The 25,030-nt window shown below is 68.2% G+C and carries 20 protein-coding genes; 7 read left to right on the top strand and 13 right to left on the bottom strand.

The features are described 5' to 3' along the window. Positions 1 to 90: 90 nt before the first annotated feature. The 8 genes from G1H10_RS28655 to G1H10_RS28690 form a co-directional block, all read right to left on the bottom strand. On the bottom strand, positions 91 to 1,017 hold the full coding sequence (locus G1H10_RS28655) for an MFS transporter (RefSeq protein WP_163744444.1): 927 nt from the start codon (positions 1,015 to 1,017) through the stop codon (positions 91 to 93). A 47-nt stretch (positions 1,018 to 1,064) separates the two neighbouring features. After that, complete coding sequence (locus G1H10_RS28660) at positions 1,065 to 2,597, bottom strand: HD domain-containing phosphohydrolase (RefSeq protein WP_163744445.1); 1,533 nt, start codon at positions 2,595 to 2,597, stop codon at positions 1,065 to 1,067. Between the two features lie 498 nt (positions 2,598 to 3,095). Next, positions 3,096 to 4,391, bottom strand: a complete 1,296-nt coding sequence (locus tag G1H10_RS28665; RefSeq protein WP_163744447.1) for an ice-binding family protein — start codon at positions 4,389 to 4,391, stop codon at positions 3,096 to 3,098. Positions 4,392 to 4,946: 555 nt separating this feature from the next. Beyond that, positions 4,947 to 5,276 (bottom strand): Rossmann-fold NAD(P)-binding domain-containing protein, encoded by a 330-nt coding sequence (locus G1H10_RS28670; protein WP_163744449.1) that lies wholly within the window; start codon positions 5,274 to 5,276, stop codon positions 4,947 to 4,949. A gap of 71 nt (positions 5,277 to 5,347) precedes the next feature. Then, entirely contained in the window at positions 5,348 to 6,319 is a 972-nt protein-coding gene (locus G1H10_RS28675) for an SgcJ/EcaC family oxidoreductase (RefSeq protein WP_163744451.1), read from the bottom strand. A gap of 172 nt (positions 6,320 to 6,491) precedes the next feature. Continuing rightward, positions 6,492 to 10,064, bottom strand: coding sequence for an urea carboxylase (gene uca / locus G1H10_RS28680; protein ID WP_163744453.1), 3,573 nt, complete (start codon positions 10,062 to 10,064; stop codon positions 6,492 to 6,494). Continuing rightward, complete coding sequence (locus G1H10_RS28685; protein ID WP_163744455.1) at positions 10,061 to 10,690, bottom strand: urea amidolyase associated protein UAAP2; 630 nt, start codon at positions 10,688 to 10,690, stop codon at positions 10,061 to 10,063. The genes uca and G1H10_RS28685 overlap by 4 nt, the downstream gene beginning before the upstream one ends. Positions 10,691 to 10,704: 14 nt before the next feature. Next, positions 10,705 to 11,610, bottom strand: coding sequence for an urea amidolyase associated protein UAAP1 (locus tag G1H10_RS28690; protein ID WP_163744457.1), 906 nt, complete (start codon positions 11,608 to 11,610; stop codon positions 10,705 to 10,707). Between the two features lie 368 nt (positions 11,611 to 11,978). Between G1H10_RS28690 and G1H10_RS28695 the strand changes: the two genes are divergently transcribed. From G1H10_RS28695 to atzF, 3 genes are read left to right on the top strand one after another with little or no spacing between them, the layout of a single operon-like run. Next, the gene (locus G1H10_RS28695) at positions 11,979 to 13,502 is read left to right on the top strand and encodes a high affinity choline transporter 1 (RefSeq protein WP_163744459.1); all 1,524 of its coding nucleotides are present in this window, start codon (positions 11,979 to 11,981) and stop codon (positions 13,500 to 13,502) included. A gap of 54 nt (positions 13,503 to 13,556) precedes the next feature. Continuing rightward, positions 13,557 to 14,249, top strand: a complete 693-nt coding sequence (locus G1H10_RS28700; RefSeq protein WP_163744460.1) for a TetR/AcrR family transcriptional regulator — start codon at positions 13,557 to 13,559, stop codon at positions 14,247 to 14,249. A gap of 35 nt (positions 14,250 to 14,284) precedes the next feature. Beyond that, positions 14,285 to 16,000, top strand: coding sequence for an allophanate hydrolase (gene atzF / locus G1H10_RS28705; protein WP_163744463.1), 1,716 nt, complete (start codon positions 14,285 to 14,287; stop codon positions 15,998 to 16,000). Here atzF and G1H10_RS28710 read toward each other — a convergent pair. Genes G1H10_RS28710 through G1H10_RS28720 form a run of 3 tightly spaced genes read right to left on the bottom strand, consistent with a single transcriptional unit; the run spans position 15,897 to position 18,792 of the window. Beyond that, on the bottom strand, positions 15,897 to 16,922 hold the full coding sequence (locus tag G1H10_RS28710; protein WP_163744465.1) for a D-alanine--D-alanine ligase family protein: 1,026 nt from the start codon (positions 16,920 to 16,922) through the stop codon (positions 15,897 to 15,899). The two genes, atzF and G1H10_RS28710, sit on opposite strands and share 104 nt — an antisense overlap. Then, positions 16,919 to 18,052: an alanine racemase gene (gene alr / locus G1H10_RS28715; protein ID WP_216853762.1), complete on the bottom strand. Its 1,134-nt coding sequence runs from the start codon at positions 18,050 to 18,052 to the stop codon at positions 16,919 to 16,921. The genes G1H10_RS28710 and alr overlap by 4 nt, the downstream gene beginning before the upstream one ends. Further along, positions 18,049 to 18,792 (bottom strand): M15 family metallopeptidase, encoded by a 744-nt coding sequence (locus tag G1H10_RS28720; protein WP_216853763.1) that lies wholly within the window; start codon positions 18,790 to 18,792, stop codon positions 18,049 to 18,051. Before G1H10_RS28720 ends, alr begins: the two co-directional genes overlap by 4 nt. An 87-nt stretch (positions 18,793 to 18,879) precedes the next feature. Between G1H10_RS28720 and G1H10_RS28725 the strand changes: the two genes are divergently transcribed. From G1H10_RS28725 to G1H10_RS28740, 4 genes are all read left to right on the top strand, one after another. Next, complete coding sequence (locus tag G1H10_RS28725; RefSeq protein WP_163744467.1) at positions 18,880 to 19,575, top strand: response regulator transcription factor; 696 nt, start codon at positions 18,880 to 18,882, stop codon at positions 19,573 to 19,575. Then, positions 19,568 to 20,713: a sensor histidine kinase gene (locus G1H10_RS28730; RefSeq protein ID WP_163744468.1), complete on the top strand. Its 1,146-nt coding sequence runs from the start codon at positions 19,568 to 19,570 to the stop codon at positions 20,711 to 20,713. The genes G1H10_RS28725 and G1H10_RS28730 overlap by 8 nt, the downstream gene beginning before the upstream one ends. A 584-nt stretch (positions 20,714 to 21,297) precedes the next feature. Further along, on the top strand, positions 21,298 to 23,571 hold the full coding sequence (locus G1H10_RS28735; protein WP_163744470.1) for an outer membrane protein assembly factor BamB family protein: 2,274 nt from the start codon (positions 21,298 to 21,300) through the stop codon (positions 23,569 to 23,571). 21 nt (positions 23,572 to 23,592) lie between these two features. Then, positions 23,593 to 23,910, top strand: coding sequence for a hypothetical protein (locus G1H10_RS28740; RefSeq protein WP_163744472.1), 318 nt, complete (start codon positions 23,593 to 23,595; stop codon positions 23,908 to 23,910). Between the two features lie 70 nt (positions 23,911 to 23,980). Here G1H10_RS28740 and G1H10_RS28745 read toward each other — a convergent pair whose 3' ends face one another. Further along, positions 23,981 to 24,622 carry an alpha/beta fold hydrolase gene (locus G1H10_RS28745; protein WP_163744474.1) on the bottom strand — a complete coding sequence of 214 codons (642 nt, stop codon included), beginning with the start codon at positions 24,620 to 24,622 and terminating at the stop codon, positions 23,981 to 23,983. Between the two features lie 139 nt (positions 24,623 to 24,761). Next, positions 24,762 to 24,968, bottom strand: coding sequence for a hypothetical protein (locus G1H10_RS28750; protein ID WP_163744475.1), 207 nt, complete (start codon positions 24,966 to 24,968; stop codon positions 24,762 to 24,764). Positions 24,969 to 25,030: the final 62 nt, after the last annotated feature.

A 25,030-nucleotide genomic window follows, 5' to 3' on the forward strand; every position in this document is an offset into this window, starting at 1 on the left:
CCCACCGCCCTACCCGACGTCCGCAAAGGCATCCGGATCAAAGCCGTCAGTTGATGCCGATTTCGCGGGCATTCTTAACTGAGGCACCGATCAACTTTCGCGGGCATCTTGACATGAGGCACTACGCGCCACCACCGTCAGGCCGGACGCGATTGCCGCTAGTGCGGCCGCACCCAGGATCAGTGGCGGGAAGCGGTCGTGAACCCGCGCGAAGGCGATACGGCCGGCGACGACAACGCCGCCGTACACGACCAATGGGATACCTGCGCGAGCCATGCCCACGTCGCCGGCATGCAGGGCGGCGAACGCGAGGAAGGCACCCATCGCCACCACCGAGGCGAAGAATCCCAGCGCCGGCGCGAGGGCCTTGGTGTGGATCAGGCGCGGCCTCCGTTCCGGGACCGTCCGGCTGACCTTGGTCTCTCCGATGTAGGCAACCGCCAGCACCGCTACCAGGGCCAGCGCCGCTGCCCCGTACCACGCGACGGTGTATCCCCATCCGCCGACCAGGAACTGACCCAACAGGGGGCCACCGGCAATGCCGATGTAGAGACCCAGTGAGTTGTAACTGAGCGCCTCACCGATCCGGCTCGGCGGTGCCAGGTCGGCGAGAGCGGCGAATGACGCGACGAAGAACGCGGCTTCCGCCACGCCGAGCAGGAGCCGGATCACGACAACGAGGATGAGCGTGTTGACGTGCGCCGTGGCAGCCATGCCCACTGCACAGAGCGCGGCACCGGTGATGAGCAGTGGGCGGCGCCCGAGCGCATCGGCCAGGCGGCCGGCTACCGGGCGCAGCGCGAGCGCCGAGACCGCGAACGCTCCGAACGCGACGCCGGCGCCCGCGGTGCCCGACTCCACCGGGCCGGTGACGTAGAGCGGCAGGACCAGCAGAGACATGCCGACGGCGGTGAAGTACGCCAGGTCGGCGACGGTGAGCCCGATGAACGCCGGCGTGAACAACCGATCCGGGACCGTGCCCGACGTTGGCGTGGACGATGCGGTAGACGTAGACATGCAGTCAGTCTTGGCCCGCGACGACGCCGCGGCATGAGTAGACCTACCTAACTTCTGCCCCCGGCCAGGCCGTGTTCCATCGCGAACATCGCAGCCGCCGCCCGGGTCGACACGCCGATCTTGGTGTAAACGTCCTGCACGTGGTTCTCGGCGGTTCGCCGGGAGATGACGAGCTGGTCGGCGATCTCAGCGTTCGACAGGCCCCGTGCCACCAGCCGGAGCACTTCGATCTGCCGTTCGGTCAGCCCGGCCGTGCGCACGCGGCGGCCCCGATGCTGATGGCCCGCTGCCTCGAGCACGGCCTGCACGGCGTCGCCGTCGAGGCAACCTGCCCGTGCTTCGTCTCTGAGTCGTTGGGCCGCCGCGCTCGACGGCATCGGCTCGGCATCGGAACGTGATTCGATCAAGGTCCGGTACGCATCAGCGGCGCCCAGCACGCGTGCGGGCATGGTCATCCGCTCGCCGGTCAGGCCGCGGTGGTAACCGCTGCCGTCGCATCGTTCATGGTGTTGTCCGGCCAGATCGGCCACGGCAGCGAACATGGGAACACGCGCCAGCACACGTTCACTGTGGTACGGGTGCAGGCGCGCCTGATCACGTTCAGTCGGGCTCAATGGCTCGGTCTTGTCCCAGATCCGGCTGGAGATCGCTACCCGGCCGACATCGTGCAGGTAGCCGGCTATACGAACGTCACGGACGTCGTCGCTGAGCCCGAGAATCGCGGTAGCGTCGGCCGCCAGCGTCGCCACCGCGGACGAATGACCGTGCAGCCACGGGCTCTTCAGGTCCGCCAGGTCTCCGAACGTTCTCGCCACCGTCTCGACGTCCGCCTCGTCGACCATGAACACGGGATCGGGCTCGTTGTCCAGGGCCGCCTGATGCGCGTCGATCGTCTCGATGCCCGCCAGCAGTTCCCGTCCGTTCGAGAGGAAGACGCCGACCAGCTCCGGGTCCAGAGAGCTCCCGCTGCGCCGACGCACCTCGGCCACGGCCGCATCCACGCCGGCGTGTAGAAGAAAGAGCACGGCCACGGATGCGATGTGCATCAGCCGCGTACTCAACGGGATGTCGACCCCGGCGACCTTGGGATACCCCTTCCCGTTCCACATCGACACCGTGTGGCCGAGGCTGTGCTGTACCGCCTCCGGAAGACCGAGCCTGCGCGCCGCCTCGCGCGCCACATCGCATGTGGCCGCGGGAGCATTGGCATCGACCTTGCGAACGCCGCGCACAGTCGCGGTGAACACGTGCATGCGTGAGCGGCCGGTGGCCTCCGCCATCCCTGGTATCCACACCCGCAGCATCTCGCGTGGACCGTTCGACCCCATCAGGAAGGCGTGCCGGTTGGTCGCGACGTCATCTCCCCAGACCTGCGCAAGCTCGTGTGCATATGCCGTACATCCGAGGTGCTGAAGCAGTGACACGTAGACGACCTCGCGAATGCACTCGGCGTCGCAGCCCGCCTCCCGAGCCAGCCGTGATGCCAGCACGCAACGACGCAGCGACTCGTCGGGCGCGGCGCCGGTTCCCAAGTCGGTCACGGCAGCCAGGCCACCCAGCAGCCCGAGCAGACGGAACACGTTCCAGCCTACGCCACCACCGTTGCGGCCGGTCGGGAGCTGCGGACATCGCTCGTCGCGGTGGTGGTGGACCGGGCGCTGGATACGGCAGACGCCGACGACGTCGTCCAGCTCGCGCTCGGCCGGCTGCGGGCGACCCGGACCCGCGCGGCGCGCTGACCGGTCGGCGGCGCAGAATGTCGCTCGGGGTAATCACCGCCCGGATTACCGAAGAACTGTTCGAGCGTCGCAACATCAGCACGTCGGAGCTCGGCCGCGAGTGACGTGCCCACGTATCGCGGGTGCCACGGTTCGGGCTGTCACCGGTGACGTCGGTAGAGCCCGAGCTGGTAGCGGATGATGAACCCGTAGCCGACACCGCCACCGCCACCGCCTAGCCGTAATGACCAGTCGGCGTGCCAGGTCGTCTCTTCGCCGCGATCTGTCACCCCGCTGGGACGAGTATCTCCTGGCCACGCGCCTGCGGGGCCAGGAGAGGTCACTCGGCTGGGCGGGTCTTCATGCCCGTACAAGCCGCTGACGGTAGAGGAGTAGCCCTCCGGCCATCGCGACCAGCAGTGCGGCCGCCCCCGTCAGGATGGAGACCGAGCCGCTGCCTGTGTCGGGCAGCCCGTCACCGTCCTCGGTGCCGTCCTCGTCACCATCTTCGGTGCCGTCCTCGTCACCATCTTCGGTGCCGTCCTCGTCACCATCTTCGGTGCCGTCCTCGTCACCATCTTCGGTGCCGTCCTCGTCACCATCTTCGGTGCCGTCCTCGTCACCATCCTCGTCACCATCTTCGGTGCCGTCCTCGTCACCATCTTCGGTGCCGTCCTCGTCACCATCTTCGGTGCCGTCCTCGTCACCGTCCTCGGTGCCGTCCTCGTCACCATCCTCGTCACCATCTTCGGTGCCGTCCTCGTCACCGTCTTCGGTGCCGTCCTCGTCACCATCCTCGTCACCATCTTCGGTGCCGTCCTCGTCACCATCCTCGGTGCCGTCCTCGTCACCATCCTCGGTGCCGTCCTCGTCACCATCCTCGGTGCCGTCCTCGTCACCGTCCTCGTCCCCATTTGGAGGGCCGGAATCGCAGTCACCCGCGGTGATCGTGTTGGAATCGAGGGTGACAGCGCCGGTCTGAGCCAGCGCGCGGCCCTCCAGGGTCGTTTCGGTTTGCATCGTGATCGAGGCCATGGCCATGATCGTGCCAACGAAGGTGGTGTCGGTGCCGAGTGTCGCCGAACTACCGACCTGCCAGAAGACATTGCACGGCGATGCCCCATTCACCAAGAGCACACTGCTGTCCGATGCCGTGACCAGCGTAGAGTCGACCTGGAAAATGAACACCGACTCAGGGTCATCCTGGGCGTCGAGCGTCAACTGCCCGGTTAGCTGCGCGGCTGAGATCCGGTAGACGCCGGCCGTGAGAGTCGTGTCACCGAGTTCCGACGGCAGGTTAGTAAAAGGTGTCCGGCCGGCCGCGTCGTCGTACGCCACAGTCAGGTCGTTTTTCGCCTGAGAGGCTACCGCGTCGGCCAGATGTGTCTCCCCTTCGACGACTCCAGGCGGGAAGCCCGTCGCAGTATCGCCCGGGTGCACTCCGAGATCCTGCTCCATCGTAGTCGGGCCCGTATTCGTAACCGTAGAACTGGCCAGGACCGAGAAGTCACCAGCGGTGCCCAGCCCCACCGGCGCATCAGCGGCGCTCGCGACATTCGCGTTCAAGATCAGTGGAACGGTGACAAGGCTCGCCACTGTGAGCGCTGCCAGTCCCGCCCGTGAACGTCGAAACCTAAGAGTATGTTTACCGGCCATAGAAGACCCCTCCCTTGAGATATTCCATGGTTCACGTCTTGGTTAAGGAGCCGGGGGCGCAAACCATACTTGAGCCCACTAGAGCAGAAATACACAAAAAGGCAACCTTCAAAGGAGAATAATCTTGAGGAGATCGTAAAGATACTCGGATCATATCTATATAAATCTACACATATCCGCGCAATACCGAGGTCCGGTCGACCCGGACACTTCCTCGCCAGCGTGCATGTAAGGCCTGCTGCACCTCACGCCCTCGGTTAAAAGCTGACGGCGGTGTCGAGGACGGTGGCTGCGGCGGCGATCGCGCTGATGACGATCAAAAGCAGCTACGGAAGGTTGACGGCGATAGCGAGGACCGCCAGCAGGCCAACCACGATCTCGATTATCACACACTCCCCCGCCGCACGAGCATTCACCTCGACCATAGACCTTCGCCCGCCCACGGCGATCGCGAGCGCGATTGCGAGCGCGAGCGCCCTCAGATGAGCATGCGTCGGCGACCGTCGACCTGGAGGAAGTCCACTACCGCTGCCGCCGCCACAGGCTCTGCCCGCCTCATGCGCCGCTGCCCACCGATTCTGGAGTGCATCCGTCGAGAATGTCCTGCACTGCGGAGTGGCTCCGGGGCCGCCAGCGGAGAAGGTCGCGTGCGCGATCGCCACTGACAGCCTGACGAAGGGACAACGCCTCAGTGAACTGCTCGCCGAGAGTGCCGATGGCCTCATCGTGAGCCCAGCGCTCGGCCGTACCGTTGCCGTTGGCCACGACGTCGGCGGCCGCGGCGAGCATCACCGTCGACACCGCTGGTTCGGTGACGCCGTGGATCAGCGTCGCGGGAGGCGCCGACTCGAGCGCCAGTCCGAACAGCGTTGCGAGATCATCCACATGAACCATCGGCCACGTGGTGCCGACGGAACCCAGGTATCGGCCTACACCGGCCGACCTGGCCCAACCGATCATGATGGAGGGAATACCGCCATCCCGGCCGTACACGATGCCGGGTCTGACGACGGCGCTGCGGACTCCCTCGGCGCCGGCTCCCAGGACGAGGTGTTCGATCCGAGGCCGATAGCCGACGATGTCGATGGGTTCGGCTTCGCGGCCTCATCCACCGGATCCGGGCCTGATGGTCCCAACACCCAGACTCCGCTGGTGTACAACAACGGTCTCCCGGTCCCGCGAAGCGCCGTGATCAGCGCGTTCATCGCGTTGGTGTCCGTTGTCTCATCGATGGGCGCGGCGGCGTAGACCACAGCGTCGATATCATCGGTGATCGCCGACGTCAATGTCGAGGGTTCGGTCAGATCGCCGCGCCACACCTGCCCGGGCAGAGCGGACGTAGCCTCATTCCGGACGAACGAGACGACATCGCACGTAGCGGACAGGTGTTCGTGCACGGCCGAGCCGATGTAACCGGTCGCGCCGATGACGAGGACCCTCATCGCGGAGAAGGTCTCGAGGTCGATCACCTTGGTGTTCTGAGCAGCGACGATCTTCCACCGGCCGGTCTCCTTGGCCAGAACATAGAGCGGCGCTCCGGGCACCTTGTCCGGTTGGTGCGCTACGAGCTCCTCAGGCGACTGCACCGCGGCCAGGTCGACAGGTCGACCATTCCGGCAGATCGGGACTTGGCGAACCTTGACCGCTGCGACATCGGGTCGGATGAACAGCATGTGTTCGGCCTCGTAGGCGGCTGTGATCTCCTGTTCGAGCGCACCCGGCAGGACGCGGTGAGTGAAAGCACTGATCTCGTCGATCCCGGTCAGTCGCTTGCCATGGGCGGTCGTCCAGACAGCGTCGACGTGGAACAGGTCCATGAACTCGTCCGGTAGCGCGTTCTGCTGGGCATGCTCGACCTTGGCGACAAGCTCGACGATCGCATCGACGTCGGCTTGTGCGGCGGGGACGCCACCGATGTCCGGGCCCATGGGATTCTCCTGGTTCTGCTCGTGGTCACAGCGGCCCGCACCGCAGCGCTCGGCTAGGACAGAAAGGCATCCGTTCCGCCGCGTCGTGGTCCCAAGGTCGACTCCGGGGTGGAAGCCGCTTCCGGCAGGGGAAGTACGCGCGTACCTCGACGGACCCATGGTCACTCCATGATCACCAGCGCCGGCTCGCGTCTCGCAGTACGACGAGCGGCTCGCCCGCGACGACGTGGGAGCCTGCGCCCACGAGCACCTGGTCGACGACGCCGGCCCGGGGCGCTGTCACCGGCGTCTCCATTTTCATGGCTTCGAGCGCGAGCAGGGATTCTCCGGCCTCCACCGGATCGCCGGCCGCCACATTCACCTTCCAGACGTTCGCGACGAACGGCGCCTCGACCAGCACGCCGCCTTCCGGCACCGATACCTGGGCCGGTACTGGCGGGGTCACCTGCGCGGCGGCTTCCTGTCGGTCGAATTCGCCGGCCGCCTCCCAGGCCGCCCGCTCGGCGCCGAAGGCCGCGGCCTGCCGGTCCCTGAACCTGGCGATCGAGGCGGCGTTGTCGGCGAGGAACCGGCGGTACTCCGCCAAGGAGAACACGCCGCTCTCCGCGTCCAGTTCCCGCCGGCCGGCCGCCACCTCCGCTCGCATGTCGAGGAGCTCCTCGGGTGAGACGGGATACCACCGGATGCGGTCGAAGAAGCGCAGCAGCCACGGCTTGGCCGCGTGGCGGCGCCAGACCTGCGTGGTCCGGCCGACGAACTGATAGCCGCCCGGGCCTTCCATGCCGTAGATGCACAGGTACGCCCCGCCGATGCCGACGGCGTTCTCCGGGGTCCACGTGCGCGCCGGGTTGTATTTGGTGGTGACCAGCCGGTGGCGCGGGTCCAGCGGAGTCGCGACGGGCGCCCCCAGGTAGACGTCGCCGAGCCCGAGCACCAGGTATTCGGCGTCGAAGACGGTGTTGTAGACGTCGTCCACCGATTCCAGTCCGTTGATCCGCCGGATGAACTCGATGTTCCACGGGCACCACGGCGCGTCGTCGCGGACTCCGGACATGTAGCGCTCGATCGCCTCCCGCGTCGCGGGGTCGTCCCACGACAGCGGCAGCCGGACCGTCCGGCTGGGCAGCACGAGCTCGTCCGCGGTCGGCAACTCGTCTTCGAGTTCGCGCAGCAACCCCACCAGGCGCGGCGCCGGCAACACGTCCGGATCGACGTGCACCTGAAGAGACCGGATACCCGGCGTCAGGTCGACGACGCCCGGCAGCCCGGCTTCCTCCAGCCGGGTGTGCAGGGCGTGCACCCGGGCGCGCAGCTCGAGATCCAGGGTGATGTCGCCGTACTCGACCAGTACGTTGTCTTCACCCGTGCGCCGGTAGGTCAGCGACGGCAGCTCGCCACGGTCGGTCTCGCGCAGCAGCACGCCGTCGTCACCGTCACCGCCGCGCACCGGCATGCTCCAGCGTGACGGGTCGAGTTTCCGCCTCGACGACGCGTCGGCGGTGCGTATGGGGACGAACCGCACCGTGTCGCCGGGCTTGAGCTGGCCGAGTTTCCACCGCTGTGCCGTCACGACGGTCACCGGGCACACGAAGCCGCCGAGACTCGGTCCGTCGGGACCGAGCAGGATCGGCGTATCCCCGGTGAAGTCGAGCGACCCGACGGTGTAGGCGTTGTCGTGGATGTTGGACGGGTGCAGCCCGGCCTCTCCCCCGTCGCTGCGCGCCCAGCGCGGTTTCGGGCCCATGAGGCGCACTCCGGTGCGGGCGGAGTTGAAATGGACGGTGTAATCGGTGCCGTACAGGGTCGCGATGTCGTCGCGGGTGAAGAACTCCGGCGCCGCGTGCGGCCCTTCGGTGACGGCGATCTCCCAGTGATGACCGAACGACGGCCGTTCCGTCACCGGCGTGCCGTTCACCGTGGTCCCGACGGCGCGCAGCACGTCGCCGCTGCGCAGCGCCCGCCCGCCATGCCCGCCGAACCCACCGAGCGTGAACGTCGCCGCACTGCCCAGGTACCGGGGCACGTCGAGCCCGCCCGCGACGAGGACGTAGCTGCGCAGTCCGGCACCGTCCACGGGTCCGACGTCGAGCACACCGCCCGCCGGTACGGTGACCGGACGCCACATCGGCACGGCCTGCCCGTCGACGGTGACCGCCGCCTCGGCTCCGGTCACGCACACGGTGGTCGCGTGCGTGAAGCGCAGCGCCGGACCGGAGACCGTGCACTCCAACCCGGGCACACCCTCGTCGTTCCCGAGTGCCTGGTTGCCCAGCCGGAACGAGAGGTCGTCCATCGGACCACTCGGCGGCACACCCACCTGCCACAGGCCGACGCGGCCCGGGTCATCCTGCACGGTGGTCTGCATGCCCGGCCGCTCGACCACGATGCGCGGCTCGTCGTCGGCGACATCGGCGAGTGTCGCCGTGGAGTGCTCCACCGCCAGCACATCCGGCGCGGAGGTGACCGCGCGTAGCAGGCCCAGGTTGGTCTCGATACCGTCGACGCGGGCCCGCCGCAGTGCCGCGCCCAGTTTCGCGAACGCCTCGGCGCGGTCCGGCGCGGACACGATCACCTTGGCGAGCATGGGGTCGTAGGCGGTGGAGACCTCCGTGCCGGCCTCCGCCCACCCGTCGACGCGGACACCCTCGCCCGACGGCAGTGTGACCTGGGTGAGCAACCCCGCCGACGGCAGGAGATCGCGGTGCGGGTCCTCGGCGTAGACGCGCGCCTCGACGGCGTGGCCGCGCACCGGTACCACGTCCGGCCATCCGTCCAGGCTCCGGCCCTGGGCGATCTGCAGCATCAGCCGGACCAGGTCGACGCCGGTGACCTCTTCAGTCACCGGGTGCTCCACCTGCAGACGGGCGTTGACCTCGAGGAACGACGCCTCGCCGCGCTCGGCGTCATAGACGAACTCCACCGTCCCGGCACCGCGATAGTTCACCGACGCGGCGAGCGTTCGCGACGACTCGTGCAACCGCCGGCGCAGCTCGTCCGGCAGCCCAGGCGCGGGAGCCTCCTCGACGACCTTCTGATTGCGCCGCTGCAGCGAGCAGTCACGGTCGCCGAACGTGACGACCCGGCCGTCGCCGTCGCCGACGATCTGCACCTCGACGTGGCGGGCGTTCTGGATGTATCGCTCGGCGAACACCCCGGCGGCGGAGAAGCTGCGCGCCGCCAGCCGCACCACCTTCTCGTAGCCGGCCACCAGGTCACCGTCGTTCCAGCACACCTGCAAGCCGATTCCGCCACCGCCGCCGGTGGCCTTGAGCATCAGTGGATACCCGATGTGTCGGGCCGCCTCGACGGCGTCATCGGCGCCGGCGAGCAGGCCGGTGCCCGCGATCATGGGTACGCCGGCTGCCTGCGCGGCGTCGCGGGCGGTGTGTTTCGTCCCGAAGATCCGTAGCTGCTCCGGGGTGGGACCGACGAAGACGATGCCCTCCGCCTCCGCCCGCTCGGCGAACGCCGCGTCCTCGGACAGGAAGCCGTATCCAGGGTGGATCGCACCCGCCCCGGTCTTGCGGACGGCGGCGAGGATCGCCTCGACGTTCAGGTACGACTCGCTCGGCGGCGTCGGACCGAGGTGGACGGCGTCGTCGGCCAGATGTACGTGAGCCGCCCCGCGGTCCGCATCCGAGAACACCGCCACGGTACGCAGGCCCATCTCGCGCGCCGAGCGGATGATGCGGCAGGCGATCTCCCCGCGGTTGGCGATCAGCAGGGTGTCGAACGTATCGGTCATCGGGGCTCCGGGCGGGTCTGGGCCTGCGCACGGGTGACGATCATGCGCACCGGGGTCGGATCGAAGCCGTTGCACGGGTTGTTGATCTGCGGGCAGTTCGAGACGAGGACCAACGTGTCGACCTCGGCCCGCAGCGACACCCGCTTGCCCGGACCCGAGATGCCGTCGACGATTCCGAGGGTGCCGTCGGGGTCGACGGGGACGTTCATGAACCAGTTGATATTGGAGACGAGATCCCGCTTGCCCAGGCCCCACTTCGCGCCCTCGATCAGGAAGTTCTCCACGCACGCATGCTGGTGCTTGGTGTGGTGGCCGTAGCGCAGCGTGTTCGACTCCTGCGAGCAGGCACCACCGAGCGTGTCATGGCGTTCGCAATCGTCGTCGACGATCGTCATGAGCGCGGCGCCGGTGTTGGCGCGCAGCACGCTGCCCTTGGTCAGGTAGGCGTTGCCCTGCGCCGCGATCGTTTCGGGTGCGCTGTAGCGCACGGCGATGTCGGCCGCCGAGTAGAGAATGCAGTCCACCGCCTGGTTGCCCTCGACATCGACGATGGTGAGGGTGTCGCCGGCGCTGATGACGCCGGACCAAGGGGCGCGCGCGGGCACGGTCTGGTCGAGAACGGTCATGTCGGGCTCCTGGGTCAGATCGCCGGGGTCTTCAGCGCGCCGCGGGCGGCGAGATAGTCGTCGGTGTTGGCCACCGCGCGCTGGTACTCGGGGCCGGTGTTGGGCAGCCGGTCCAGCTCTTTCCCGGCGTGCCAGGCGAGCACCTCGATACCGGTGGTGGCGAAGTGCGGCGACGGGTCCAGCCGGTGCGCCGTGTTGGCGATCAGCACGATGGTGGGCAGGTGCAGCAGCACATCGACGTATGCTCTCCGCCCGGCGGTTCCCTCGCTGACCAGCGTGCCGTCCGCGGCAACCCGGATACCGTGGAACAACGACAACGACGGCGGGATGTCGCGCACGGTGAGCCCGAACTTCGCGGCGGCGACGGTGAACAGCTCGAACCCGGCCGGCGTGGCGGAGTGCACGGAACCGTCGCCGTATTTCGCCGTGTTCGATGCGAGGGTGGTGGTGCCGCACAGCAGGTCATGCCTGCCCGAGGTGTCGGCGACGACGGTGGCGATCACCCGGCCTTGATCGGTGAGCAGCGGGTGGCCGGTGCCGAGATACGCCTGCCAGGGCACCTTCACCGTGTCGGCCACGTTGAGCCGTTCCCATGGTTGGTCCGCGTTGAACAGCAGTAGGTGCGCGCACGCGCTGCCCGCGACGTCGGTGATCCGCAGCCGGGTGCCGCGGGCCAGCACCTTGGCGGTGTAGCGGCCGCCGGAGACGGTCTCTGCCCAGGTCAGGGCGGTCGCGTCGACGCCATCGGGCGGTGCCGGCCAGGCGGACGCAGGGATGGTCGGCATGGCGTCGCTCGTGATTCCCGCCTGTGCGCGGGCGTGCTCGCGTGCTCCCTTCGTGGTCGCTGTGCTGGGCTTCGTGCTCGTCGTGGCCGAACTCGTCGTGGCCGTACTTGCGGCTGCTGCTGTGTGTGCGGTCATCAGGTGCCCTCCGCTGAATATCTGTCACTTGACAGATTCGCGCATGCACAGAGCCTCGTGGTGACACCGGCGTAACCGTTCGTTTCGGCCGCGTTACCGCATCCGCACACATCGAACGCAACCGTCGTGCGCATTCGGAAACAGCCGTCTCCGCCAGCAGCAGTTTTGCCCCGAGAGGCGGTAACGGAAGGTTTACCCGAGCGAAAACACCTGCGCCCGATGCGCCCGTAGCCTTTTCTGTCATTCGACAGGTAATCGCCTGTCATTCGACAGGTACTCCCCCGTCAATCGACAGGTACTCGCACAGCAGCGCAGTACCGCCCGCCGCCGGCTTCGCATGCCGGCCCTATCCGACCGCAGAGGCAAACATGATCATCGCTGGTGTCATCCTGTGTGTCCTCGCGCTGCTCGTCGCCGGCGTCTACGCCGCCAGGCGGGTGCACGGCAGCAGCAACAACTATCTTCTGGCCGGGCGCACGCTCGCCGTGCCGGTGGTCGCGATCCTGCTCGCCTCCCAGGCCATCGATTCCAACGGCATCCTCGGCAACACGGACCTGGCCTCCGAGTTCGGCTTCTGGGCCGGCGCCGCCCTGCCGCTGGGCCTCGCACTGTGTCTGATCATCGCGGGTGTGTTCTTCGCCAAACCCATGCGCGCCTTCCAGATCGTCACACTCCCCGACTTCTTCGAGCGCAGGTTCGGCCGCAGCATCGAGATACCCGCGTCGATCCTCACCGTCAGCGCATTCGGCATCCTGGTCGCGGGCAACCTCGTCGCTCTCGGCTTCCTGCTGGATCGCTTCGCCGACATCCCGTACAACGCCGCCATCCTGCTGGCCGTGCCGATCGTCATCTGCTACACGATCGCCGGTGGCATGTTCTCCAGCAGCTACATCGGCATCGGCATGATCGTGGTGAACTTCGGCGGCATGCTCGGGCTCTTCGGCTGGATGGTGGCCACCCACGGCCTCAGCACACCCGCCGGGCTCGGCCCGTTCGACCTGTCCCAGCTGACCAGCTCCGCCGACGGCGCCGTCATCAACTGGGCGACGATCGTCGCGCTGGCACTCGGCAATCTCGTCGCGATCGACCTCATGCAACGCATCTTCTCCTCCAACTCGCCCCGCACGGCGCAGAAGGCATGCTTCAGCGGCGCCGCCCTGATCCTGATCATCTGCATCCCGTTCTCGCTCGTCGCCCTCACCGCCGTCGCCATACTGGGCGACGAGGCGGCCTCCGGACCCGTGCTCTACACGTTGCTCGGCGACCACGCCCCCACCCTGCTGGCCGTCGTCGTTCTCGCCGGTATCGTGACCGCGTCGCTGACCACCGCGAGCGGCGTCCTGCTCTCCTGCTCGGCCGTGATCACCAGGAACATCCTGCGAATGGGCCGGGCGACGTCCCTGGAGTCCGCCAGCGCGATGACCGCGACCCGCGTCGCGATGATTCCCATGGCGCTGCTCGGCGCACTGGTGGCGCTGCGCATACCGCAGACGGGCATCCTCCTGACGCTGACGTTCGACCTGCTGCTGGCCGGGCTCGTCGTGCCGTTCATCCTGGGGCTGTACTGGCGCTCGCGGGGAACGGCGACGGCCGCCATGGCGGCGATCGTCGCCGGTGTGGCGGTACGCGTCGCGCTCTTCGTCGCCACCCCGACCATCTACGGTGTCGAGAACACGCTCCTGTACGTCTCGAACGGCACGTTCTCGGAGTCGATGGACGGCTGGTCGACGTTCATCGCCGCCGCCGTGTCACTCGTCGTCTACGTGGCTGCCGCACTGGTGGGCCGTCGCCCCGTTCCGCTCGTCGTCGGCGCGGCTCCGGTCCGGGACACGGACGCCGGGGCGGAGACCGCGGACGAGGCGACGCACGAGCCGGCTCCGGTTCGCGCCTAGTGTCCACGGGGCACCGACGCACATCCGGAAGTGATCGCCTGTCAAGATGAGGGCGTGGCCACGACGAATAGTGCCGGGCGCCCGCGCCTGGCCGACCGGAGGCGTCCGGGAGAGACCGCGCAGGAGGAGATCCTCGACGCCGCCGCCGAACTGTTCACCACGTACGGCTTCGCCTCGACCTCGACGCGGAAGATAGCCGAGGCCGTCGGCGTCCGGCAGGCCACGCTGTATCACTACTTCGCGACCAAGGACGACATCCTCGAGACGCTGCTGGGCACCTCCGTGGCCCCCACCCTGGAGGCCGCCCAGCAGATCAGGACGGCCTCGGCGAGCCCCGCCGCGCAGTTGCACGCGATGGTCACCTACGACGGGACTCAGCTGTGGACGGGCCGGTGGAACATCGGCGCCCTCTACCTGCTACCCGAGCTGCGCACCGAACGGTTCCGGCCGTTCGTGCGCATGCGCGAGACCTTGCGTTCCACCTATCGTGACGTCGCGCGCGACGTGCTCGACCTGCTCGCCGCCGCCGGGAAGGAGAACCTGCCCGACGCCGACGAGGACATCCCGCTCCGATTCGTCGAAACCCTGGTCAACCTGCGCTGGGACGATGCCGGCCACGACGACGAGCCACAGCGAACCGCCGACGCCGTGATCCGCGCGCTCGGTTGGGGCGGCGACTGGGAGGCGCTGCACGCCGAGTCAACGGCTCTCCTGCGTTCACTTCGCGGAAACAATGCCCGCGCATAGTACTTTCTGTCACTCGATAGAAAGTAGGAGAGGGCATGGCGGAATCCGCACGCGATCGGGTCACCAGGGCCTACGCTCGCCTGTCCGAGTCGGACCGGCCGGAGGCGTGGATCCATCTGCGCCCGATGGACGAGGTCCTCGCCGACGCTGACGCGGTGGATTCCGCGGTGGGCACCGCCACGGATGCCGGCCGCGATCTTCCGCTGGCCGGCACCGTCTTCGCGGTCAAGGACAACATCGATGTGGCGGGCCTGCCGACCACGGCCGCGTGCCCGGGATACGCGCGGACGCCGGATCGCACCGCGACGAGCGTGCGGCGCCTGCTCGACGCGGGCGCCGTCCTGCTGGGCAAGACCAACCTCGACCAGTTCGCCACCGGACTGGTCGGGACCCGTAGCCCGTACGGAGCCTGCCGGAGCGCACACGACCCGCAGCGCATCTCTGGAGGATCAAGCTCCGGGTCCGCGGTAGTGGTGGCGCTGGGAATCGCCGACTTCGCACTCGGCACCGATACCGCCGGATCCGGCCGGGTACCCGCCGCGCTGAACGGCATCGTCGGGATGAAGGCGACCGTCGGGCTCGTGCCCGTCGACGGCGTGGTCCCGGCGTGTCCGTCCTACGACTGCGTCACGGCGTTCGCGCCGACCCTGCCCGACGTCGTGCGCGTCATGCGGATCATGACGGGTCCGAGCGAGCGCGATCCCGCATCGCGCGTGTGGCCGGCGGACACCCGGCTCGCCGCTCCCCCGGCGCCCAGGGTGGCCATCCCGCTGAGGGCGAACCTCGACGCACTCTCCGCCGAGGCCCGCTCCCGCTTCGACGAAGCGGTGGACCTCCTGCGCGGCCGGGGCGTGCTCGTCGGCGAGCTCGACATCACCGAGTTCCTCGACGCCGCGAAGCTGCTGTACGACGGTGCGCTGGTCGCCGAGCGCTACGCCTCGTTCGGCGACTACGTCGAACAGCCGCTCGAGGGCACCGACCCGACGGTCCGCACCATCGCGTTGAACGCCCGCGAGGTCACCGGAGCCGAACTCGTCCGGGATCAGCAGCGCGTCCGCGCGCGTCGGCTGCGCACGCGCACGATTCTCGGGGGATTCGATGCCCTGCTGGTGCCCACCGCCCCGGAGCATCCGACGATCGCGCAGGTACAGGCGGATCCGATCGGTGTCAACGCACGCCTCGGCCGGTACACGAACTTCATGAATCTTCTCGACATGGCCGGCGTCGCCGTGCCGGCGGGTGCCGCCGACGGCGGCGTGTTCGGGGTCACCGTCGTCACCCGCGCGTTCGACGATCAGGTGGGCCTCGACGTCGCCGGCCTGCTCACCGGCACCGCCCCCGGGCTCTATCCGGACCTCGGGTGCGAGGTCATCGTTTTCGGCGCCCACATGCGCGGGTTCCCGTTGTGCGACGAGATGGTCCGGCGCGGCGGCCGGTTCGTCACCGACGTGGCGACCAGCCCACACTATGCGATGTACGCGCTACCGGGCGATATCCCCAAACCTGCCGTCGTGCGGACCTCCGGTGCGGGCACGAGCCTCGCCGGGGAGATGTGGCTGCTACCGTCGGCCGGCCTCGGGTCGTTCCTCGCCGAACTCCCGCCACCCATGACACTGGGCAAGATCGAGCTCGCCGACGGACGCTGGGTCACCGGGTTCGGATGCAGCGCCCCCGCGGGCACGGACATCTCCGATTTCGGCGGTTGGCGGGCGTACAGCCAGGTACCGTCGCGGCGGTCACCAGCCGGGTGACGAGCTCCCCGTACGGCACTCCCGCGGCCGCGAACATCCGCGGCACCTGGGACTCGGCCGTCATCCCGGGCATCGTGTTGACCTCGTTGAGGACGGGACCGCTGTCGGTGAGGAAGAAGTCCATGCGGGCGACGCCGGAGCAGCCCAAGGCGTCGAACATGGCCAGTGCCGCCTGCGTGATCGCGCCACGATCGGTGCTGCCGAGGTCGGCGGGCACCGTGAAGCGAGCGGTTCCGTCGTACTTCGTCGCCGTGTCGAACACGCCGCTGGTGTGGATCTCCAGCGGGGGTGCCGCCCACCGGCTGCCGTCGGCCTCCCGTAGCACGGCGACGTCGATCTCCCGACCCTCGATGACACGCTCGATCAGCATCTGGTCGTCGTAACACGAGGCCGCGTGCAACGCCTCGTGCAGCTGGCGGGCATCCCGGGCCAAGGCGACGCCGTAACTGGATCCGGCGGAGACCGGTTTGACCACCACCTCGGTCTCGAATCCGATGTCTCCCAGATCCGTCGCGTGGACCAGACGCCCGGGGGCGACGGGTATCCCGATGGCTTCGGCGACGAGTTTGGTCGCCCATTTGTCCATGCCGACCGCGCCGGCCCGCACGCCGGATCCGACCATACGGGTCTGCGTGAGGCTGCATAACCCGGCCAGCGTCCCGTCCTCCCCGAGCGGACCATGAACCGCGGGGAAGACCACATCCGCATGTTCGAGGATCGCCAGCGCCTGGGCCAACGACGCGGCAGCACTTGTCCCGAGTGGCTTCTTCGCGTCGCTCCACAGCCCGTCCCGGCCGATGGTGATGCTGCTGACCTCGAACCCGCGGGAGTCCAGCGCGCCCGCGACGGCCGCAGCGGTCGCCAGCGAGATCTCGTGTTCGGCGTTCTGTCCGCCGCCGATGACCACGACGTGGTGTGTCATGCGAAGGTCCTTTTCACGCGCGGTCCGATTCCGGTGACGATGGCGTGGGGGATGGTTCCGGCCCAGCGGGCCCAGTCATGGATGGTCGGAGTGGCCCCGTCCGATGGACCGAACACGGTCGCGATCGTGCCGAGCGGGACGGCGTCGGCGCCGGTGTCGACGACCGTCTGGTCCATCGAGACGCGCCCGACCACCCGGCGGCGTCGTCCGTGGATCTCCACCGCGGCGTCCGCAGAGATCTCTCGCGGGATGCCATCGGCGTACCCGACCGGAAGAACGCAGAGGTGGGTGGGCGCGTCCGTGACGTACGCGCCGTCGTAGCCGACCGGTGTGCCCGCTGCGACGGCCGCGCAGTGCACGACCGGTGCGGTCAGCCGAGACGCGCCGTGCAGTTCGGTGGTTCCGGACGGATCGATGCCGACCAGCCCGGCTCCGAAGCGCACCATGCCGAAATGAGTGGCCGGATCGGTCAGCGTTCCTGACGTCGCGGCCAGATGGGCGAGCGGAACATCGAGGCCCGCTGCCTGTGCCGCTCTTCTGGCCTGATGCGTCCGCGACACCGCCGGGGCGTTCGCTTCGGGATCGGCGTGGTCGGCCGACGGCAGATGTCCCATCAGGCCGACGACGCGAACCTTCCCTTGCCGCTCCCCCTGCTGGGCGCCCGCGAACAGCGCGTCCCACTCATGTTCCGGACAGCCTTCCCGGGCCATGCCGGTGTCCACATGCACGTGGATGCGTACAGGCGTTGGCGAGGTCTGCCCGATTAGGGCATGCAGTTCGTCGACCGACCCGACCGCGACATCGATCCTGCCCGCCGCAGCGCTCTCGGCGTCGACGCCGGACGGGTTCAACCACGTCAGGATCGGCGCGGTGAGCCCGCCTGCGCGCAGCCTCGATGCCTCTGCGATGTCGGTCGTACCGAGCCAGCGCGCACCGGCGGCGATGGCGGCCCGCGCGACCGTGATGGCGCCATGCCCGTACCCGTCCGCCTTGACCACTGCCATGATCCGGGACCGAGTGCGCGCCCCAGCGATCGCCGTGTTCCTGACGATCGCCTCGGGGAGCGTCTGCAGCGTGGGCGGTCGGACGCCGGCGGACCTGGGCCGGGACATGCCGAGCGTGCCGGTCACCGCTGCATCCGCGGGTCCTGAGTAGGGTCGGCGTACATGCGCGGGCAGCCGTCATCGATGGCTTCGGGGCGCAGCTCGTAGTGCCAGGGTTCGTTGCGGTAGATCTGGCACAGCCCGTACGCGGCGCCGTGTTCGGAGAGCCACTCCGTGGCGTCAGAGCGCCCGACGTCGACGGCGTCCCCCGATACGTGCGCGGACGTGTCGGCCGTGGCGACCCATCGGGCGGCTTCGGATTCCGAGCCGTACGTCGAGACCGCCTCCTGGAGGAGTTGTTCCTGGTATGCAGGGGAACGCCAGCCACTGTTGACGAAGATCTCGACCCCGTCGTCCGCGGCGTCCGCCGCCGCTCGGCGCAGGGCCGCAAGCAGGTCGGCGTTGAGGTTGGCCACACCGGGATACTCGTCGTCGAACGCCGTCACACCGTCGGGAACGGCACCGTCCGCCACATCGCGGTCGCCATGGGCACCCTGGTCGCCGCCGGGAGGATGAGGAGGTCTGCGATCACCGTCCGCGGCCGTCGACGAGGTATCGGAGCCGGCGGTGTCGGGGTCGGCTGTGTCGGGGACAGCCGGGTCGGGATCGGCCGTGTCGGTGCCGGGTGATGCGCCCGATGAGGGCGAGGACTCCAGCGAGTGGTAGACGAGGGCACCGATGACCACCGCGCCGCCGACCACCATGCCGGCGAGGATGGTCGATCGGGTATGGCGGGCAGCACTGCGTGTTGGTCGGCTGTAGCTCATGCCACCAGTCAAGGCAGCGTGGTGTTGCCGGAACGTATGTGGATTTCGATACGCCGACGATATGTTCCGGCTCGTAGCATCGGGAGCATGCGTGTGCTGATCGTGGAGGACGAACCCTACCTGGCCGAAGCCGTCCGCGATGGGTTGCGCCTGGAGGCGATCGCCGCCGACATCGCCGGTGACGGTGATACCGCCATGGAGCTGCTGAGCATCAACACCTACGACATCGCCGTCCTGGACCGCGATATCCCCGGCCCGTCCGGCGATGAGATCGCCGAACGCATCGTCGCCTCCGGCAGCGGCATGCCCATCCTCATGCTCACCGCCGCCGACCGGCTCGACGACAAGGCGTCCGGGTTCGAACTCGGCGCCGACGACTACCTCACCAAGCCGTTCGAACTGCGCGAGCTCGTGCTCCGTCTCCGGGCACTTGACCGCAGGCGTGCCCACAGCCGGCCTCCGGTGCGGGAGATCGCGGGCCTGCGTGTGGATCCGTTCCGCCGCGAGGTCTACCGCGACGGCCACTACGTCGCACTCACCCGGAAGCAGTTCGCCGTGCTCGACGTCCTCGTCGGCGCGGAAGGCGGTGTCGTCAGCGCTGAAGAACTCCTGGCACGGGCCTGGGATGAGAACGCCGACCCGTTCACCAACGCCGTGCGCATCACCGTCTCCGCGCTGCGCAAACGGCTCGGCGAACCATGGTTGATCGCCACGGTGCCCGGCGTCGGCTACCGAATCGACACGGCTTCCGGCAGCGGACATCAGGGAGACGGCCGTGACTAGGGCGCCTGGTCTGAGCGTCCGGCTCAAACTCACCCTCAGCTATGCCGGGTTCGTGATGCTTGCCGGTGCCTTGCTCCTCGCGGTGGTGTGGGTGTTCCTCTTGCGATATGTCCCCGACGGTGCGATCAGAACCCTCGGTCCTTTCGTTCCGAACCGCTCCGACCTCGTGCGCGCCTTTGTCCCCAAGGCAGTTGCGATGCTGGGCTTTCTCCTGGTGTTCGGTCTCGTCGGAGGGTGGATACTCGCCGGCCGTATGCTCGCTCCGCTGACTCGCATCACGGCCGCCACGCGCAGGGCCGCGAGCGGATCGCTCTCACACCGTATCTGGCTACCGGGGCGACGAGACGAGTTCCGCGAGCTCGCCGACGCCTTCGACACGATGCTCGCACGGCTCGAAGCGCACGTCGCCGAACAGCAACGGTTCGCCGCCAACGCCTCGCACGAACTGCGCACCCCGTTGGCGATCATGCAGACACTGCTCGAGGTGATAGCTCGCAAGGATCTCGACCGTGACACCGGCGAGCTTGTCGACCGCCTCCATACCGTCAACACCCGAGCGATCGACCTCACCGAAGCGCTGCTCCTGCTCAGCCGCGCCGACCGACGCTCCTTCACCCGGGAACACGTCGATCTGTCCCTCATAGCCGAAGAGGCCGCTGAGACGCTCCTTCTCCTCGCGGAGAGCCGCGGCCTCACCATCGAGACCTCCGGTGAGGAGACCCCCACCATCGGCTCGCACGCGCTTCTGTTGCAGATGACGACGAATCTTGTGCACAACGGGATCGTCCACAACCTACCTGAACAGGGCACCGTGTGGGTCACGACCAGCGTCCACGCCACAACCGTGGCGCTCACTGTCGAGAACACCGGCAAGATACTCGCGCCACAGATGGTCTCCACGCTGATCGAGCCATTTCAGCGCGGCACTGAACGCATACGCACCGACCACGCCGGCGTCGGCCTCGGCCTGGCGATCGTCAACAGCATCGCCCGAGCGCACGACGGAACCCTCACCCTCGGACCCCGCGCCACCGGCGGGCTGCGCGTCACGGTGCACCTACCCGCCCCATCGCAGCACGCTAGCGGGTCGGACGGCTTAGCACCACCGCCGGCGCCGGTTGCACGTCGTCCTCGATGATGACAGCGTGGTAGCAGCCCCGCGGCCACCCGGCCGAGCCTGTGTCCGGCGCACCCCCCCGTGTCCGGCCCGCCCGCCAGCGCGGGTTACAGCCTTTCCATCTTGCGGAAAGGGCTGGCGATGCGGACTGTGTGGTTTCCGAAGTCGACGGTCACCGCCTCGGTCTCCCGATCAGTGACACGACCGACGCCATATGTGTCGTGTGAGACTCGATCTCCGAGGGCGAACTGCGCGATGGCTGGCTCGGGCTGAGGTCGGAAGGGACTGCTCGCAAGATGTCGCCGCTTGGCCGGGATTCGTCTAGTCATTGATTCCAGTATGCGCCCTCGAGGCCCGGAAACCTGCGGCTCCGGTTGTCGGATGTCCTTCGCAAGGGGGATTTCTTCTCACCGGCGCCCGTTCTCGCCGGCATCTCGGCGCCGCAGACGTGCGGACATCGTCGAAACATGCCCCCATTTCGGTCACGCGAACCTGATATGTGGTCAACCAAAATCGCTGATTGAGTATTGCTCAAAACTGCTCGATTGATTACTCTGCCAATCAGATCTGATCGCACGTCACGCTCCAGGCACGCCCATCCGACCATGGAGGACGACCCGATGATCCGTCGATTCACCCTGGCTACGCTCCTTCTCGCCGGTCTCCTACTCCCGGCCGGCACCGCCGCCGGTGCCGACGACACGGAATGGGCGATCGACGACGTCGGCCCGGCCAGCGTCGCCACGCCCACCGGTTCCGGACACTTCATCGACGACGTCCTCTGGTTCTCCACCCGCCAGACCTCTCCGACCTCGGTCGTCGGCCTGGACCCTGCGACCCGAGAGGCCGTCGCGCAGGTCGATCTCCCGGAAGGCGCGGGCGCCTGGGTGACCGCGGTGTCCGGCACCGACGTCTACGTCGGCACGTACACGCCGGCCAAGGTCTACCGGGTGGACACGACCACGGGCACGGTCGAGGAGATTCTGACCGCGGGCGGCTCGGGGGCGGTCATCTACGCGATGGTCGTCGCCCCTGATGGCGTCGTGTACACCGGCACCTACGCATCGTCGGGCGGACGGATCTTCTCCTACGATCCGGCCACCGACGCCGTCACCGACCTGGGCGTCATCGTCCAGGGCCAGGACTACGTCCGGGCGCTCGAGGTCGACGAGGACTACCTCTACGCCGGCATCGGATCTCGCGCGCACCTCGTCCGCATCGACCGGTCCAGCGGAGCCGTCGCCGACATCACACCGTCCTCGCTGGACGGTGCGACATTCGTGTCGTCGCTTGCCTTGCACGAAGGCACACTGTTGGGTGGCATCTCACCCCGTGGGCAACTCCTCGCCCTGGACACGACGAACCCGGAGCGGCATGAGCTGGTCCAGGCGCCGAACGAACGCTTCGTGGTGGCCGTCACCGGCGCCGAGCCCGGAGAGGCGTACTTCGCCGCCCGCCCGTCGGGCACGTTGTACCGGTACCCGCTATGGAGCGGCTCCGCCGAGGCGGTCGCGGTGCCCGCGCCGGAAAAGGCCGCGAGCGGCCTCACCTACCACGACGGCCTGGTGTGGGGCCTCGTCGACGGCTCGGCGTACTCATTCGATTCGAGCACCGGAACGATCACCGGCTACCCATTGGACGCGGCCGGGGTTCCGGCCAGCCCGGAGGGACCCATGGCGATGGCGGCAGACGACCAGCACGTCTACGTCGCCGGGTCCGGGGGCGTCCAGGTGCACGACATCAGGACCGGCGAGAGCGTCCGGCATTTCGTCCCAGGCGAGGCGAAGTCGATCATGCCGGCCGGAGACACCGTCTACCTCTCCCTGTACACCCAGGCGCTCATCTACTCCTTCGATCCGCGCAGTGGTGAACTGGACAAGCTGGCCGACATCGGCAACGAGCAGACCCGGCCGCGAGACTCTCACTACCAGCCGGAGGCGGATCGGCTCCTGGTCGGTACGGAGCCCGATTACGGCAAGTACGGCGGCGCGCTGGCCGTCTATCACGCGGGCAGTGAGAACCTGGACGTCTATCGCAACATCGTGCCCGACCAGACCGTCTCCGCGGTGACGGCCGACGGCGGCGTTGCCTACCTCGGCAGCGACATCAAGACCGGGCTGGGCACCAACCCGATCGCCACGCGAGCGGAGCTCGCCGCTGCCGACATCGCGACCGGCGACGTCATCTGGTCCATCCCGGCTCCCGCCGACGCGACCGCCATCACCGATCTCATCACCGTCGGCGACCAGCTCGTCGGCGTCACCTCCACGGGGCTGCTGTTCGGGGTCGACCCGGCCACCCGAACGATCACCTGGACGAAACAGGCCGGCGCCCGCGGCGGACCGCTCACCCTCACCGCCACCGGCGTGTACACCAGCGACGCAGACACCGTCTTCCGGATCACCTGGACCGATCTCTCGCACGCACCGGCCGTCGCGCCGGTGGCCTCGGACTTGGCCGGCGAGTGGTACGGCTGGCCGACGGTCGTCGCCACCCCGGACGACACCACCCTCTACACGACCCGCGGCCGGACGCTGGTCCGGATCGCCGTCCCCGCACGCTCGCACGTGTCCCTGACCGCCGAAACCGGCGCTATGCCCCTCGGTGCGGGCGACGGTGACCGTTGGCGGGCACACGCCGCCGTCACCGTGACCGATCCGTTCGGCGAACCGTTGAGCGGGGTCCGCGTCGAGGGTCGCTGGGAGCCGCGACCCGCGCCACGGGCCGTGTGTGTGACCGACGACGCCGGCCGATGCACGGTGTTACGCACGGTGCGCGACACCGAGTCGGTCACGCTTTCACTCTCCACCCTCCGCCACCGCGGCCTGCCAGGCGGCCGGGTCGAACTCGATCAGACACACGTCATTTCCCGGCCCTGAAGGAAGGTCATCATGTCCCACGTGAACAGGCGATCGTTCCTCCGCACAGTAGGCGTCGGCGCGCTCGCCGCCGGTGGATACACCGGTGTCACCGCACCAGCACGAGCAGCCGCCGCGCTGGCTGGTACCGCACCACCTCCCGAGCTGTACGGCACCGCCGCGCGGACAGCGGCCATCGTGGGGACGGCGGTTGACGGCACCACCGGCTATTTCGTCACTCGCGGCCAGACCCCACCCAAGCTCGTCACTGTCGATCTGGCGGAACGGCGCGTCGAGCGGATCGACCGGCTGGACCGCGGCGACGGCGAACATAAGGCGTGCGACCAAACGAACGCGTGACGGGCCGTCCGGCAAACACAGCAGCTCTTCGAGACATCACCGGCTAGGCGCAACTCCACACAGGGAGTGATCAGCGAATGTCGGTGGCGTACGCGACCAGCCGATCAGCCACCTCGACCGGTCGGCTCAAGGATATGTAATGGCCGCCGTCGATCTCGCCCGCCGCGACGTCGAGGCGCTCCCGGGCGTGCCGGCGCGCCCATGCCGCGGTGAACATGCGGTCGTCGCGGCACAGCAGATACCTCGTCGGTGTGTCCGGCCATGCGTAGAGCGGGCACGGCTGCTGGAGCGCCTGTGAGTTCTCTCCGCGTTCTCGCCGTTTCGCCTCGGATGCGAGCTCGGGTGGGACATCGTGGTAGAAGACGTCGTCGTACCCGCTGTCCTCGTAGCCGGAGTCGCCCCACCAATCGGCGAAGGTTTCGCCCGGCGACGGGACCATCGCCGCGATCAGGACAAGCAGGTCGACGGGTACGCGCGCACAGACGAGCGGCGCGGTGAACCCACCCAGGGAGTGCCCTACGACCACGACATTGCCGCGGTCCCCTATCGCATCGACGACCACGTCCACGTACTCCTGCCAACCGGCCGACTCGTCCTCGCATGGCAGGTCGACGGCGACCGCATCGTGCCCCCGCCGACGCAGTTGGGCTACCACGAGGTGCCAATCCCAGGCACTACCGCCACCGCCGTGGATAAGGGCGTACGTCGTCATCGGATCACCGTACGGCATCATCCGTCGCGACAGCGACGGTGACCGGTGAAGAGATCACTGCGGTAGCGCCGGCCAGCCAACATTTCATGGCGAGGACATCAATTGTGAACGTCATCAAGGAGACTGTCTACCTCGTCAGCTACACCCCGACCGATCCCCCGAAATCGCGCGACTCATCGCGGACGCCCGCCCGGACGGTCCCGCCGCTTCGGCCAGCACCTGTGTCTGTGAGAGGCTGTTTGCCGGCGGGTTCCTTGTCGTAATCGAGGCCGTCGCCGTCCTCGCCCGGTGTGCGGCCGATGAGGCGCCGCATCGCGATAAACCTGCGGTCCCAGTCCTCATCCATGCTCTCCAGCGTCGCGACAAGGACTCATGCAGCACCGCCAAGACCGACCCGGTGAGCTCGGC

Origin of the sequence: Phytoactinopolyspora halotolerans (assembly GCF_010550675.1) — a bacterium.
GTDB classification, from domain to species: domain Bacteria; phylum Actinomycetota; class Actinomycetes; order Jiangellales; family Jiangellaceae; genus Phytoactinopolyspora; species Phytoactinopolyspora halotolerans.

Coding starts and splice junctions, on each gene's coding strand:
- G1H10_RS28695 (WP_163744459.1), top strand. CDS start 11,979: ATGATCATCGCTGGTGTCATCCTGTGTGTCCTCGCGCTGCTCGTCGCC.
- atzF (WP_163744463.1), top strand. CDS start 14,285: ATGGCGGAATCCGCACGCGATCGGGTCACCAGGGCCTACGCTCGCCTG.
- G1H10_RS28735 (WP_163744470.1), top strand. CDS start 21,298: ATGGAGGACGACCCGATGATCCGTCGATTCACCCTGGCTACGCTCCTT.
- G1H10_RS28745 (WP_163744474.1), bottom strand. CDS start 24,622: ATGACGACGTACGCCCTTATCCACGGCGGTGGCGGTAGTGCCTGGGAT.
- G1H10_RS28655 (WP_163744444.1), bottom strand. CDS start 1,017: ATGTCTACGTCTACCGCATCGTCCACGCCAACGTCGGGCACGGTCCCG.
- G1H10_RS28690 (WP_163744457.1), bottom strand. CDS start 11,610: ATGACCGCACACACAGCAGCAGCCGCAAGTACGGCCACGACGAGTTCG.
- G1H10_RS28685 (WP_163744455.1), bottom strand. CDS start 10,690: ATGACCGTTCTCGACCAGACCGTGCCCGCGCGCGCCCCTTGGTCCGGC.
- G1H10_RS28750 (WP_163744475.1), bottom strand. CDS start 24,968: ATGGATGAGGACTGGGACCGCAGGTTTATCGCGATGCGGCGCCTCATC.
- G1H10_RS28725 (WP_163744467.1), top strand. CDS start 18,880: ATGCGTGTGCTGATCGTGGAGGACGAACCCTACCTGGCCGAAGCCGTC.
- G1H10_RS28675 (WP_163744451.1), bottom strand. CDS start 6,319: ATGGGCCCGGACATCGGTGGCGTCCCCGCCGCACAAGCCGACGTCGAT.
- uca (WP_163744453.1), bottom strand. CDS start 10,064: ATGACCGATACGTTCGACACCCTGCTGATCGCCAACCGCGGGGAGATC.
- G1H10_RS28720 (WP_216853763.1), bottom strand. CDS start 18,792: ATGAGCTACAGCCGACCAACACGCAGTGCTGCCCGCCATACCCGATCG.
- G1H10_RS28665 (WP_163744447.1), bottom strand. CDS start 4,391: ATGGCCGGTAAACATACTCTTAGGTTTCGACGTTCACGGGCGGGACTG.
- G1H10_RS28710 (WP_163744465.1), bottom strand. CDS start 16,922: ATGACACACCACGTCGTGGTCATCGGCGGCGGACAGAACGCCGAACAC.